Source organism: Pseudomonas palleroniana, from assembly GCF_022836895.1.
GTDB classification, from domain to species: Bacteria; Pseudomonadota; Gammaproteobacteria; order Pseudomonadales; family Pseudomonadaceae; genus Aquipseudomonas; species Aquipseudomonas palleroniana.
On the sequence record NZ_CP092411.1, the window covers coordinates 3,447,537 to 3,462,156 of the forward strand.

General features: G+C 62.4%; 11 protein-coding genes and 1 pseudogene. All 12 read right to left on the minus strand.

The genetic code is table 11. The annotated features are described in order from the left end of the window. Window positions 1–35: 35 nt before the first annotated feature. Entirely contained in the window at window positions 36–302 is a 267-nt protein-coding gene (locus MJP36_RS15705) for a DUF2934 domain-containing protein (protein ID WP_161547885.1), read from the minus strand. 24 nt (window positions 303–326) lie between these two features. Then, window positions 327–3,077 (minus strand): malto-oligosyltrehalose synthase, encoded by a 2,751-nt coding sequence (locus tag MJP36_RS15710; RefSeq protein WP_244383399.1) that lies wholly within the window; start codon window positions 3,075–3,077, stop codon window positions 327–329. Next, complete coding sequence (gene malQ, locus MJP36_RS15715; RefSeq protein WP_244383400.1) at window positions 3,074–5,158, minus strand: 4-alpha-glucanotransferase; 2,085 nt, start codon at window positions 5,156–5,158, stop codon at window positions 3,074–3,076. Before malQ ends, MJP36_RS15710 begins: the two co-directional genes overlap by 4 nt. After that, entirely contained in the window at window positions 5,155–6,900 is a 1,746-nt protein-coding gene (gene treZ, locus MJP36_RS15720) for a malto-oligosyltrehalose trehalohydrolase (RefSeq protein ID WP_244383401.1), read from the minus strand. The genes malQ and treZ overlap by 4 nt, the downstream gene beginning before the upstream one ends. Before the next feature lie 19 nt (window positions 6,901–6,919). Beyond that, complete coding sequence (gene glgA, locus MJP36_RS15725) at window positions 6,920–8,473, minus strand: glycogen synthase GlgA (protein WP_060752715.1); 1,554 nt, start codon at window positions 8,471–8,473, stop codon at window positions 6,920–6,922. A gap of 473 nt (window positions 8,474–8,946) precedes the next feature. After that, a complete protein-coding gene (locus MJP36_RS15730; protein ID WP_244383402.1) occupies window positions 8,947–9,900 on the minus strand; it encodes a D-2-hydroxyacid dehydrogenase family protein in 954 nt (317 codons plus the stop codon). A gap of 25 nt (window positions 9,901–9,925) precedes the next feature. After that, window positions 9,926–10,927: an alpha/beta fold hydrolase gene (locus MJP36_RS15735; protein ID WP_244383403.1), complete on the minus strand. Its 1,002-nt coding sequence runs from the start codon at window positions 10,925–10,927 to the stop codon at window positions 9,926–9,928. 44 nt (window positions 10,928–10,971) lie between these two features. Further along, complete coding sequence (locus tag MJP36_RS15740; protein WP_161547892.1) at window positions 10,972–11,415, minus strand: YqaA family protein; 444 nt, start codon at window positions 11,413–11,415, stop codon at window positions 10,972–10,974. Then, entirely contained in the window at window positions 11,412–11,858 is a 447-nt protein-coding gene (locus MJP36_RS15745; protein ID WP_244383404.1) for a DUF411 domain-containing protein, read from the minus strand. Before MJP36_RS15745 ends, MJP36_RS15740 begins: the two co-directional genes overlap by 4 nt. Window positions 11,859–11,939: 81 nt before the next feature. Further along, complete coding sequence (locus tag MJP36_RS15750) at window positions 11,940–12,398, minus strand: SRPBCC family protein (protein ID WP_244383405.1); 459 nt, start codon at window positions 12,396–12,398, stop codon at window positions 11,940–11,942. A 91-nt stretch (window positions 12,399–12,489) separates the two neighbouring features. Next, complete coding sequence (locus MJP36_RS28120; protein ID WP_425226345.1) at window positions 12,490–13,335, minus strand: methyl-accepting chemotaxis protein; 846 nt, start codon at window positions 13,333–13,335, stop codon at window positions 12,490–12,492. A 63-nt stretch (window positions 13,336–13,398) separates the two neighbouring features. After that, a pseudogene (locus tag MJP36_RS28125) lies at window positions 13,399–14,484 on the minus strand (cache domain-containing protein); the annotation flags it as partial. Window positions 14,485–14,620 lie beyond the last annotated feature (136 nt).

The following is a 14,620-nucleotide window of genomic DNA, read 5'->3' on the forward strand; positions in this document are numbered from 1 at the left end:
AGCGAAACCGGCAGAAGGCTTATGGCGTCACGGGGTTACGGCTTGGGCTTTTTCGGCGCCGCCGGTTTCTTGGCCGGCGGCGGTGCCGGTTTGCTTGCCGCCGCCGGTTTGGCTTTTGCCGCAGGCGGCTTGGCTGCGGCCTTGGGCTTGGCGGCAGGTTTAGGTTTGCTCGGGGTCAGTGCTTCGGCTTCCGCCAACTTGCGCGCCATCTCCCAGTGGCGTGCGTCCTCGCCGTGAGGTTTGCCCTCAGACTCCCAGATCTGATGCGCCAGTTCGCGAATTCGTTTGTCGTCAGTACTCATCACAATGTTCCTCGCAGAGAGTTTTCAGCTTTCTTGATCATCAGGATTGATAAAGACATTGACCGGGAATCCCCCCAGGGCAGTGCTGATCAGCAGCTCCTCGTTGGTTGTGACTGCGCCTGTATGAAAAAGTCCCTTCCAGTTTTGTGTTGCGCCGGTAAACGGTAATTTCACCCGCGTATCGCCCCAAACCCGCGCAGGAATATGCGGCCGTTCACTGTTTTCAAGCAGGCGATGGGGCCAGCGTGGCACCACCACCAGTACGCGTTTGCCCTGCTGTTCGCGGTAGAACGCGACCACGTGTTCGGCATGGGTGCCCTCGACCTCCAAGGGCGTGTAGCTGCCCCGGCTGAACACTTCGGGGTGGGCCTTGCGCAAGGCCAGTACCTGGGCGATAACCGCTTGTTTGATACGCCCATCGCGCCAGTTGGACAAGCCTTCTTCGATGCCCGGTGGTGCTTGCAACGCCCGTTGTCGTACGTTGAAATCCACCGGACGGCGGTTGTCCGGGTCCACCAGGCTGAAGTCCCAGAACTCATCGCCCTGGTACAGGTCCGGCACCCCCGGCACGGTAAGGCGAAGCAAGGTTTGCGCCAGACCATTCAAGGCGCCGGCCGGTGCGATGGTCTCGGCGGCTTGCGCCAGCGCAGTGCGTAATGGCTGGCCTTCAGGGCTGAGCAACAGGCGCGACAGGAACGTTTCAACCCCTTTCTCATAGGCTTCGTTCGGTGCGCTCCAACTGCTCTGCAACTTGGCCTCGCGCAGGGCCTTCTGTTGCCATTGCCAGAGTCGTTGCTGGTAGCCCTCGAGGTCAGGGTTGGCGTCCAGCGGCCAACTGCCGAGCAGTACTTGATAAAGGATCAGTTCATCGCCGGCCGAGGGGCCATTGCCATCCTCGCGTAACGGCGTCGCCAGGTGGCGCCAGTGCTGCACTTGTTCGGCGTACCACGGTGCGCACTCGCTGATCACCGCCAGGCGCGCACGACTGTCTTCACCGCGTTTATGGTCATGCGTGGCGGTGGCCAGCAGGTTATCGGGAAAGCTCTGCAAGCGTTGTTGGTTGGCGGCGTGAAAGTCGGCCAGGGAGGCGCTGAACTGCTCAGTGCTGAAGCCCACATCGTTACGCGACAGCAACACCGCCGACCGATAAAACGCAGTGTCCTCCACCGCCTTGGCCGCTGCCGGCGAGGTCAGCTGCTGGAAGCGCACGCAGGCATGCTTGAGTATCTTGCGCTCGCGCCCGCGCGGGCGATTGCGCCAAGGCTGGCCGCCCAACCAGTTTTCCAGGTGGTCAAGCACCGGCCAGTCACCTTCACTCAGGATCTCGCGGGCGCCGCTCATGGCGTGCTGGAAGACACGCTCATCGTCGGCACTGCGGCCCTGGGCGCTGATATAAGTGCGATACACCGGGAAGTGCACGATCAGCGCCTGCAACGCACGGCGGATCGCGCCCAGTGTCAGGTCGCGCGTCATCACATCGTCGCGGGCCACTTGCAACAGTGCCTGGGCGACGCTTTCAAAGTCGCCGGCCAGGGAGCCGTTGAGGATTTGCTGGCGCGCCAGCCACGCCTCTTCGATGAATGCCGAGGGGCGTTCGCTATGGTGCGTCCATAATTGCGCCAGCGGCTCAAAGCCTTGCGGGTCATGTTGCAGCAGTGACAGCTGGTTCATGAATTCATAGCCGGTGGTTCCGTCCACCTGCCAGTCCTGGCGCAGGGTTTCGCCTTCGCCCAGAATCTTTTCCACGAAGATCGGCACGTGCCGCCCGGGCGCCAGCGCATCCACTCGACGACGCAACTTGCGGCAGTAGCCCCGTGGGTCGGCCAGGCCGTCGACATGGTCAATGCGCAAGCCGTCCACCAGACCCTGGCTGATCAGTTCGAAGATCTTGGCGTGGGTGGCCTCGAACACGGCGCTGCGCTCGACGCGCAGGCCACCCAGTTCGTTCACGTCGAAGAAGCGTCGCCAGTTGATGTCGTCGGCGGCGGTACGCCAGCTGGCCAGGCGGTAGGTCTGTTGTTCCAGTAACTGGTGCAGTTGCTCGAAGCCCTCAGGCGTACGGCTGTCGAATGCCTTGAGCCGCTGTTCGATGGCCGGCGACACTGCGCTCGCGCGCTCGGCAAGCGCCTGCTTGAGCGCGGCCGCTTCGCGGTAGGCATCGTCCTGATAGGCGAGGGCGCTGAAACGGTCGGCCAGTGGCTTGAGCGATTCATCGTGGCCGAGAATCACGCCATAATCTCTCGGGCAGATCGGAAAGCGATGTTCGTAATGCTCGACGTAGAAAGCGCCGTGTTCAGTATCGAAATGCAGGGTCAGCGTGCCGCTTTGCAAGGCTTCGCCGTAGTCGCTGCCCAGGAACGGCATCAACAGTTGGCCCTTGAGCAGCGGGTCGGGGGAGTGCCACTGGATATCGAAGAATTCGCTGTAGGGGCTCAGGCGGCCCCACTCCAGCAAGTCCAGCCACCAGGGGTTGTCGGCACCGCCGACGGCCATGTGGTTGGAGACGATATCCAGGATCAACCCCATCCCGTGCTCACGCAAGGTGGCCACGAGGCGGTGCAGGGCAGGCTCGCCGCCCAGCTCCGGGTTGATGCGGGTGGGGTCGACGACATCGTACCCGTGCATGGAGCCGGCCCGGGCGCAGAGCAGTGGTGAGGCGTATAGATGGCTGATGCCCAGCCGGGCGAAATACGGCACCAGCGGCACCGCATCATCGAGGGTGAAACCTTTATGAAATTGCAGGCGTTGGGTGGCGCGTAAAGGGAATGCTTTCATCGGTCACGCTCGTGGGCCTGGTTACGGGCTACGGCCAGCAGTTCTAGGCGGCGGGCGGCACCGGCATTGTCGAGTAGGCTGGACGCCTCGCCGGGCAGGCGGCGGCGCCAATTGGGGTGGGTGTCGGTGGTACCGGGCAGGTTGGCCTGCTCTTCCAGGCCCAGCGCGTCCTCCAGTGGCAGCAGCACCAACGGTGCACGGGTGTGGCCCAGGTAGCGTACGCTGGCGTCGATCATATGGTCGGTCTCATTGCGGATCTCATCGACGAAATTCTGCGGGTCCTGGCTCAACGCCTGACGCAACGCCTGGCGTTCACGCAGGCGGTGTTCGCTCCATTGCTCCACGGTGGGGGCATCGATCAGGCCCAGTTGGATATTCCATTCGATATCGCGGCTGTGCCACCAGCCGTTGAGGGTCGGCAAATCATGGGTGCTGGTGGTGGCCAGGGCGTTATCCGGCCAGTCGAGAATCGGTTTGAATTGGCCATCGTGATGCTGTTCGAACAACAGCACGCGCATGCCAAGGATCGAGCGGCCGCTGAGTTTTTCCCGCAGGCCGTCGGGCACCGTGCCCAGGTCTTCACCCAGCACAATGGCCTGGTGGCGATGGGACTCCAGGGCCAACAGGCGCAGCATGTCATCCACCGGGTAATACAGGTAAGCCCCGTCACGTGGCGACGCGCCGTTGGGGATCACCCACAGGCGTTGCAGGCCCATCACATGGTCGATACGCAGGCCGCCGGCATGTGCGAAGTTGGCCCGCAGCATCTCGATGAAAGCGCGGAAACCGTTGCGCTTGAGGCCCTCCGGGGAGAATGCGGAGATGCCCCAGCCTTGGCCCGCGCGGTTAAGGATGTCCGGTGGTGCTCCCACGGTGAGGTCGGCCAGCAGTTCATCCTGGCGGCTCCACGCCTGGCTGCCGCCGCCGTCGGCGCCGACGGCCAGGTCAGCGATCAGGCCAACGCCCATGCCGCTGCCCCGGGCGGCTTGCTGTGCCCGTTGCAGGCTACGGGCGATCAGCCATTGGCAGAAGGCGAAGTAGCCGATCTCGTCGCGGTGTTCCTCGGCGAACTGGGCCAGGGCCGGGCTCTGCGGGGTACGCCAGTCTTGTGGCCAGTGGCGCCAGTCGAGATCTTCGCCGGCAGCGGCGCGCTGGGCTTGCACGGCTTCGAAGCGGCAGTGGTTTTCCAGGGCTTCACCGCCGGTCTGGCGGAAACTGAGGAAGTCGGCGTGTTGCGGGTGCTCGCCCTGGCGGAAATCTTCATACAGCGTGCGCAGCAAGCGTTGCTTGGCCTTGGCGGCGGCGGGCCAGTCGATCAGCGGCAGTTGCTCAAGGGCATGCAGTTCCTCTTCCAACCCGGCGGCGGCAATCGCGTTGCGTACTTCACGCTCGCCCAGGATGCACGCCGGGGAGGCATACAGGCTGTTGAGAAACAGGCGGCTGGACGGTGAATAAGGGCTGTAGCGCTCGGTGTCGGCGCTGAACATGGCGTGCATCGGGCTGATCGCCAGGGCGTCGGCACCGCGTTCGGCGGCGGAACGGACCAGATGCTCCAGGGCCAGGGTGTCGCCAAAACCGCCGTCACCGAGGCGCCGCAGGCCATACAGTTGGGCGCTCAGGCCCCAGGCGCGGGCGGGACGGCTGTCAACCGCTTCGGCCACGCTGTAGCAGTGGGCAGGGGCCACGGCGAGAGTGAAGGTCTGGTCGGCGATATGCACGCAGTGGTAGCCCAGGGCAATGATGCCAGGCAGCACGGCGTTACCGTCGAGGCGCAACTCCAGGGTTTCACCCTGTTCCAGGCTGACCCGGCAGGGCGTGTCCGGCGCGAAGTAGCGCGCCAGGTCCAAGGGCTCACCGGAGTCGATGGTCATGAGGGGTGGCAGGTGCTTGTCTTGTTGCACCTGCTCAAGTTCCAGCAGGCTGGCGTCGATCTCGGCATCGGTGTCGGCCGGGTGGCCCAGGCCTTTGAGCACCGCGCGCAGGGCGTCGGGTTTCACATGTTGCGGGCGGCCGTTGGCGTCGATCCAATCGACGGCCAGGCCCGCGCGGCTGGCGAGGATTTCCAGGTTCGCTTCGCTCAAGGGTGATCTCCAACAGGGGTTAGGAAGACGCGTGCGCTGAGGGGCGCCAGAAGCGCGCCCTGATTGGCCGGCGTTTGGAAAAGACAGGCGTGCGGCGCTGCGTGTTCGAGGGGCTCGGCGCTCAGGTTGAGGTCGATTTGCAACAGGCTGCCGTTGCCCAGCCGCCAGCGGGCGCTGACGGCGCCTTCGGCCAGCACCCGTGCCCCGAGAGCCACGCAGCCGGGCAAGTGGGGCACGATATGTTGGTGACGCAGGCTCAGCAGTTGCCGGTAGAGCTGGGTGTGTTCGTTCTCGCTAAACGAAGGGATCGAACGCTGGAAGGTTGTCAGCGCATTGGGATCGGGAATCCGCTCACGCTGTTCAGGGTCATTGAAGGCGGCGAAGTCGGCAAACTCATTGCGCCGGCCTTCGCGTACCGCCTCAGCCAGTTCGCCGTGATGATCGGTGAAAAACAGGAAGGGTTCTTCGGCCGCCACCTCATCGCCCATGAACACCAAAGGGATCATCGGCGACAGCAGCAATAACGTGGTGGCGGCTTTCAGGGCCTGGGGCGAACACAACTGATGCAGGCGTTCACCCAAGGCGCGATTGCCGATCTGGTCATGGTTCTGCAAGAACAGTACGAAGGCACTCGGCGGCAGGTGCCCGCTGGGCTCACCGCGAGGGTCGCCGTGGCGGTTGGCCTGCCCCTGGTAGATAAAACCTTCGCTCAGGCAGCGAGCCAACTGGGCCGTGGTGTCTGCGGCAAAGTCGCGGTAATAGGCATCGGTCTCGCCGGTCAGCAGCACATGCAGGGCATTGTGGCCGTCGTCGTTCCATTGCGCATCGAAATCCTGTTCCAGCAGGTTGGCCTGGTTGTGCTCGTTTTCCAGCACCAGCCACACCTGGCGGCCCAGGTCGACCTGTTCGCGCACACGCTGCGCCAACGCGTGCAGGAACCCGGGGTTGTCGATGGCGTGCACGGCGTCCAGGCGCAAGCCGTCGAAGCGATATTCCAGCAGCCACATCAGCGCGTTATCGAGGAAGAAGTCGCGTACTTCCCGGCGATCGAAATCGATCCCGGCGCCCCAGGGCGTGTGCACGTCCTCTTGAAAGAACGCCTTGGCGTATTGGCCCAGATAGTTACCGTCGGGTCCGAAGTGGTTGTAGACCACATCGAGAATCACCGCCAGACCGTGTCCATGGGCGCTGTCGATCAGGTGCTTGAGTTGTTCGGGCGTGCCGTAGGAGGCCTGCGGTGCGTAGGGCAGCACCCCGTCGTAGCCCCAATTGCGCTCGCCGGGAAACTGCGCCAAGGGCATCAGCTCGATAGCGGTGAAGCCTAGTTCAGCCAGGCGTGGCAGGTGTTTTTCAACGGCGGCGTAGCCACCCAGTGCCCCGACATGCAGCTCATAGATCACCGCTTCGTGCCAGGGCCGGCCTTGCCAGTGGCTGTTCTGCCAGGGGTAAGCGAGCGGGTCGACGACCCGGCTCCAACCGTGAACATCCGAGGCCTGCGCCCTGGACGCCGGGTCGGGGACATCGGTTTCACCGTCGATGTTGTAGCGGTAGCAAGTGCCCGCCGGGCACTTGACCTCTACTTCGAACCAGCCATCTGCCTGGGGCAGCATGGCAATGGATTTTCCGTCTTTGAATTCAACGCTGACATAAAACGCGTCTGGCGCCCACAAGGCAAAACGCGTGTGTTGCGCGTCCAGCATGATTGCACCGTGGGGCCAGGTTTCCAGAGTCCATGACGGCATCTGTGAAGACCTCCCTTGATTACTTGGCCGATTTCCCTAAAGCCTTGGCCACCAGTTGTTCGTAGAGTTCGGCGTAGGGTTCCACGGCCTGGCACCAGTTGAACGGTTGAGTCATGGCGCGGCTGCGCATCGCATTGAGCAAACCGGGGAAGGCAAATACCTTGAAGGCGCGGGTGAGGGCGGCTTTATAGCTGTCCACCGTGGATTCATTGAACAGGAAGCCGGTCACGCCATCTTCGATAGTGTCGGCCAGGCCGCCGGTATTGCGCGCCACCGGCAGCGAGCCGAAGCGCTGCGCGTACATCTGGCTCAGGCCGCAGGGTTCGTAGCGCGATGGCATCAACAGGAAATCGCTGCCGGCGAACATGCGGCGGGCATCGGTTTCGTTGAAGCCGATCCGCACGCCCACTTGACCGGGAAAGCGCAGGGCCAGCTCGCGCATGGCCTGTTCTTCTTCCGGCTCGCCACGCCCGATAATGGCGATCTGGCCGCCGTTTTCGACGATAAAGCTGGCCACCGCCTCGGTGAGGTCCAGGCCTTTCTGATAGACCAGGCGCGAGACCACGGCGAACAACGGGCCGGTGGAGTCGTGCAGGCCGAACAGTTCGCGCACATGGGCGGCGTTGATGGCCTTGCCGTTCCAGTCACCGATATTGAAGTTGTGGACCAGGTGGGTGTCGGTGGACGTTTCCCAGCTTTCATCAATGCCGTTGGGAATACCGCTGAGCAGACCCTGTTGGGTCTTGCTGGCCAAAAAGCCATCCAGGCCGCAGCCGAATTCGGGGGTAGTGATTTCCTGGGCGTAGGTGGCACTCACCGTGGTGATATGGCTTGAATAGGCCATGCCCGCCTTGAGGAACGACATCTTGCCGTAGAACTCCATGCCTTCCTGTTGCAGGGCATGCGGCGGAATCCCCAGCTCCGGGGTGGACGCCAGGCTGACGACGCCCTGATACGCCAGGTTGTGAATGGTGAACAGGGTCGGCGTGCGTGACCCGCGCCAGTGCATGTAGGCCGGGGCCAGGCCCGCCGGCCAGTCGTGGGCGTGCACCAGGTCCGGGCACCAGTGGATCTGCGCGAGGTTGGCGGCGATGTCGGCGGCGGCCAGGCCCAGGCGGGCGAAGCGGATATGGTTGTCCGGCCAGTCGCGGCCGTTATTGGCGCCGTAGGGCGTGCCTTCACGCTCGTAGAGTTCGGGGCAGATCAGCACGTAGATGACCAGCCCATCCTTGAGGTCCATGCGTCCGATCTTGCACGGCGGCAGCGCGGCGTGACCGCCCAGCTCGCCAATGATATGAATCGGGTTGTCGCTCTCCATCACTTGCGGATAACCCGGGATCAACACTCGCACATCGTGCAGATGCGCCATGGCGCGGGGCAGGGCGGCAGACACATCGCCCAGGCCGCCGGTCTTCACCAGGTCGGCGAATTCGGAGGTGACGAAGAGGACTTTTTTACGATTGGGGTTGTGACTCACGACCGGCCGCACCGTGTTGATGTCAACTAAAGAGCTCGCCCCGCCAACTGGCTGACTAACACGTTCTCCCTGAATACTTGAAACGGCACTGATCATAGTTCTCTCCACGTGTAGGGTCGGTTAGTGGCCCGCTGCCACTAGCTCGATGACCGCATCCTGCGGCCACGCGCACAAGTGCAATACAATTCTGGCAAGGCTTATGCCAGTTGCACGGTTGGCAGAAATAGATTGGATGGGCGGGCATCGGGGTGTTAATCCAGTGTGCTCGCCCTACCTTAAAACTTGACCAGTGGCCGAGTTGGAAAGTTTAGATTTTTTGCGGGGTTTTTGTTTTGGAACGGACCCATCGGTCATGAGTCTAGGACAGATCCCAGAGCCTGTAGGCTTTCTAAGGAAATTTTGTAGGACAAAAAACTTCTAACCCCAAAACCGCAGGTTGTAGTGAGCGGGCTTGCCCCGCGCTGGAGTGCGAAGCGCTCCCATTCATTTTCCGTCGGCAGTACCGGGGTAAGGCCATCAAAATGCCCCACCCCAGTGCAAACCCGCTCCCAGCATTGGTGCAGGGGGCGTCAGCCCAGCACGCGAATGGGCGTACCGGCCGCCCAAGCTTGAACATCCTCGATCATCTGCTGATAGAACTGCCGGTAATTCTGCTCGCTCACATAACCGATATGGGGCGTGGCCAATACGTTGGGCAGGCGGCGGAAGGGGTGGTCCGCCGGTAGTGGCTCTTCGCCGTATACGTCCAGGGCGGCCCCGGCCAAGCGGCCACTTTCCAGCGCGGCCACCAGCGCCCGTTCATCCACAATCGGCCCGCGTGCGGTGTTCACCAAGCGTGCCGTCGGTTTCATCCAGCCCAGCGCCTGGGCGTCGACCAGCCCGCGGCTGCGCTCGCTGAGTACCAAGTGCACGCTGAGGATGTCGGCTTGTTCAAACAGCGCCTGTTTGCTGACCCAGGTTACACCGCATTGCGCGGCCCGTTCCGGGGTCAGGTTTTCACTCCAGGCGATGACGCGCATACCGAACACCTGGGCAAACTGCGCGACTTTCTGGCCAATGCTGCCCAGGCCGAGAATGCCCAGGGTCTTGCCATACAAGTCGCCGCCCAGGCCGACTTGCCAGCCGCCGGCACGCAACGAGTTGGCTTCGGCCAGCAGGTTGCGGGTGGCGGCCATGATCAAGGCCCAGGTCAATTCCGGCGCTGCCTGTTTATAGCTGTCGGTGCCGCACACCTGAATGCCCAGGGCCTGGGCGGCGGCAATGTCGATAGCGGCATTGCGCATGCCGCCGGTCACCAGCAGCTTGAGATCAGGCAGGCCCTGCAGCAGCGCCTTATCGAAGGTGGAGCGCTCACGCATCACGCAGATCACCTCGAAGCCCTTCAAGCGTTCGATCATCGTCGCGGTGTCTGCCGGGTAGTCGTGCAGGAAGTGCACCTGGCCAACTGGCGCCAGCCCTGACCAATCCACCACGCCACTGGCCACCTGCTGCCAATCATCAATGACTGCTATCTGTAATGACATTCACCCGTGCCTCGATCAAATGGGATTAAAGGGCGTTCAAACCCTGCAACAGTGCCGCGTGAAACTGGGCCGGTTCCTCCATTTGCGGTGCGTGCCCCAGCCCGGGGAACTCCACCAGGGTTGCGTGGGGGATCAACTGGGCCACCTGCTTGCCCAACACGGCGTAGTTGCCGATCTTCGCCTTGACCTCAGGTGGCGCAAGGTCCTTGCCGATTGCCGTGGTATCGGCGGTGCCGATCAGCAGCAGGGTAGGCATCTGCAAGTCCTTGAACTCGTAGTACACCGGCTGGGTGAAGATCATGTCGTAAATCAACGCCGAGTTCCAGGCGACCTGGGTATGCCCCGGGCCCTGGTTGAGGCCGGCGAGCATATCCACCCAGCGTTCGTACTCGGGCTTCCAGCGGCCGACGTAATAGGTCTCCTGTTCATACTTGCGGATACCCTCGGCGCTGAGTTTCAACTCTCGCTCGTACCATTGGTCCACGCTGCGATAAGGCACGCCCAGCGCTTTCCAATCTTCCAGGCCAATGGGATTGACCAAGGCCAGCTGCTCGGTTTGTGCCGGGTAGAGCAGTGCGTAACGGGTTGCCAGCATGCCGCCGGTGGAGTGGCCGAGAATCGTGGCCTTTTGAATGCCGAGCTTTTCCAGCAACTGATGGGTGTTGATTGCCAATTGCTGGAAGCTGTACTGGTAGTGATCGGGCTTGCTTGAGGTACAGAAACCGATCTGGTCCGGCGCAATCACCCGGTAGCCGGCGTCGCTCAGGGCTTTGATCGAACCTTCCCAGGTGGCGCCGCAGAAGTTCTTGCCATGCATCAGCACCACGCTGCGGCCGTTGGCGTGGCCTTTGGGGGGTACGTCCATATAGCCCATTTGCAGGTGTTTGCCTTGGGACTGGAAGTCAAAGTGTTGTACCGGATACGGGTATTCGAAGCCTTGCAACTCAGGCCCGTAGGTAGCGGCAAACGCCGGGGCGGTACCCAGGGCGAACAGGCCGGACAGGCAGGCAGCGCGGACGAAAGACATGGGACGTGCTCCGAATAGGATGCCCGGATGCTGTTTGGAGGGGATTAAGTGGGGATTAACACCCAGTGCAACGTCAGCGCCGCGAGCACGGCGTAGCGCAGGCTTTTGGCCAGTGTTACCAGGAGCAGGAAGCGCCACAGCGGCTCGCGCATGACGCCTGCGACCAGGGTCAGCGGGTCACCGATAATCGGCACCCAACTGAGCAGCAGCGTCCAGTGCCCCCAGCGCTCGTAGTGGCGGCGTGCCTTGTCCAGCTGTTTTGTGCTGACGGGAAACCAGCGCCGGGCCTTGAAGTGTTCAACCCAGCGCCCCAGCCACCAGTTCACCAGCGAGCCCAGTACGTTGCCCAAGGTGGCAATGCCCAGCAGCAGCCAGAGGCTGTAGTGCCCGCTGAGCAGCAACCCGACCAACACCGCTTCGGACTGCAACGGCAGCAGGGTGGCGGCACCGAAGGCCGCCACGAATAAGCCCAGGTAACCTGCGATCATCGTGCCGGGTAGTCAGCCACCACCACATCACTGCCGTCCCGGGTCAGGCCGATCACTTGATAGGCCTCGCTGTGACTGTCGACTTCCATGCCGGGTGAGCCCAGCGGCATGCCGGGCGCGGCAATGCCGAGCAGATCGTCGCGTTTGCGCAAGGCCAGCACCTGTTCGGCGGGCACGTGGCCTTCGACGAACTTGCCGTCGATCACGGCGGTATGGCACGAGCCCAGGCGCGGTGCCACGCCCAGGCGCTGTTTGACGGCGCTCATATCCGCCTCGACGTGGTCGTTGACCTTGAAACCGTTGCTTTGCAGATGGCTGATCCACTTTTTGCAGCAACCGCAATTTGCGTCGCGGTGCACATCGATCGGGATCAGGTCGGCCGCCTGGGCCAGGGTGCTGGTGAACAGGGCTGAAAGCAGGACCAAGCGCAATGGGTTTTTCATTCGGGTGTCGTCCAATACCGGGCAGTAAGCCGAGCATTCTCCCTGCTTTTTTGGTTGGGACACTGTTGTAATGTTTCTAAATTATACGAAGGGCGGGTTTTCCAGCCTGCATTTGAGCCGGTCGAGGGCCGTAGCCGAAAGCTGGACCATACGCTCACGCAAGCTGGTCAACTGCAACTCGGTTTCATAGGTCAGCACGCGCTTGAACAACGTGCCGCCTTGATGGGGCACCAGGAAATAGTGAATGGAGCCGTCAACGGCCAGAGACGTGAACACGGTCTTGAATTCGCTGGGCGGCCGGGCGATCTGCACGCGATAACTCATGGGCACCCGTACGCCCATGAGATCGATAAGTTCCGTGAAGCGCGTGCCGGCCGGCAGTGAACCGCTGGTGCCGGTCTCGGCGCTGAGTGAGGTCGGGTGCCATTCGTGCCAGCGATCCGGCTGGGTCACGTAATCGTAGACAAGGTCGATGGGGGCCTGAATAAAACGTTCCTGACTGACCTGCTCCAAGCGGACCGAATGCTCAACAACGTGCATCACACACCTCCTGTGTGGCGGGAATTTGCACTAGGAACTGTCAGAATAGTCCCACTCCCGAGCATTGCACGGGAGTGTTCCAGTGTTTTTTTCAGCGCACCTTGAAGCGACTCATCAACGCAATCACTCGGCCATTAGCGTCCAGCAGGCTCTGGGTATTGCTTTGCGTGGCATGCCCGCTATGCACCAGCTCTTCGACCATTTGTCGGATCTGCACCATGCTGCGGTTGATCTCCTCGGTCACTGCGCTTTGCTGCTCGGCGGCCGTGGCGATCTGGGTGCTGAGGTTATTGATATGGCTGACCGAGCCGGCCATCTCATCCAGGCCGGTGTTGACCCGCGCCGTGGCGTCCGCTGCCGACTGGCAACTGGCCTGGGTGTTTTCCATGGCGGCCACCGACGAACTCACGCCGCTGGTCAAGCGTGCCAGCATCTCGTTGATCTGCGACGTGCTGGCCTGGGTGCGCGCCGCCAGCGCACGTACCTCATCGGCGACTACCGCAAACCCACGGCCTTGCTCACCCGCGCGGGCCGCTTCGATGGCCGCGTTGAGAGCCAGCAGGTTGGTCTGGCCGGCAATCGCGCCGATCACCCCCAGAGTCTCGGTGATGCGCGCGGCGTCCTGGCGCATGTTCTCCACGGTATGGGTTGCGCTAGCGACTTCGTCGATCAGGGCGCTGACGCTACTGGACGCTTCGCCCACGACCACACGGGAGTGATCGGCGTGCTCGTTGGCACGCCGGGTGAACGAGGCGGTTTCAGCGGCGCTTTGCGCGACGGTGTCGGCGGTGGAACTCATTTCGGTGATCGCCGTGACGGTCTGGTCGGTCTCGCTGGCATGCCGCATCAGGATCTGGTTGGTGTGCGCCGAGGTTTGCTGCAACTGCTCAAGGCTCGACGACATCGCGCCGGTGGCCTGGGTCACTTCGCCGATCATGTTTTGCAGGTAGACGATAAAGCGGTTCACCGAATGACCGATGGCGCCCAGTTCGTCTTCGGCGCGGATGGTGATCCGCCGCGTCAGGTCGGCATCCCCGGTGGACAGCGCGTCGATGTTGGTTTTCAGCGTCTTCATGCGCTGTACCAGCTTGCGAATGGCATAGACGGCCAATATCACCAGCAGCAACACCATCGGAATTTGCAGCAGGGCCAAGTTGCTGAGCACGTCATCGCGTTGCGCCGTAATCAGCGAAGTCGGCAGGGCGGTGGCGAGGAACCAGGGCGTGCCCTCGATGGCGCGAAAGTAGAAGGTACTGGCCACGCCCTGGTTGTCGAACTCGCTGCGTTGCAGCGCCTGGTCGCGGTGGGCGAGGGCCTGGCTGACCTGGGCGGCGAATGCCGAGGTGCCGGCCAGTTCGCTGATGTTTTTCAAGACCACCGGGCCGCTGATGCGCGAGCTGTTGCTGATGATCTTGCCGTCGCCCTCGACGATCAGCATCTGCCCGCCGATGTCTTTTTCCTTGTTGGCCACCAGCTCATTGAAGAAACCCAGCGTCACGTCGATGGTGGCCACGCCATAGGCGGCACCGTCACGCTGGATCGCCATGGCGCAGTTGGTGCGCGGCTCCTGGCTGGCGTCGTCCTTGTAGGCGGCGGCCCAGGCACACTGGCCACGGGGGGAGGCGAGGCCGCCCTTGTACCAGCTCTGGTCGTAATAGTTGGGTGCGGCGTCACTGTTCCAGAAGGTGTTGACCGCCAACTTGCCCGAGGCGTCGCGGTGCCAGAACGTGCTGTGTTTATTGCGCCCCGGAGTACGCTGGTTGGGCAACGGCCAGATCCCGCCACCAAACACTTTCAGCTCACCATATTGGTCCACCAGGCCAGGCAGCACCTTATCAATGGCGTCGCTGTCGAGCAGGGGAATGGTTTGGGTGATGGTGCGTTGCTGGGCCTGAACCTTGTTCAGCTCGCCCTGGATCTGTTCGGCGACTTCACTGATGCGGTTGAGCACGACCTGTTCTTCGGTATGGCGCAGCTTGGGCGCGACCAACTGGCCGATACCCACGACGGTCAATACAAATAACACCAGGACGAACAGCACCAGAAACAGGGTATAGCGGGCTTGGATGGAGCGCAGTGCAGGCATGGGACCGTCCTTACGAAGCGTTTATTGTCGACGCGGCTTTGTTGGAGCTTCGTAGGGCTATCGGCTTGGGATGACGGAGCTTTAGGTACTATCGTGCAAGAAAGTGGCAGCGCCGGCCGGCGGCGCTGCCAAGTGC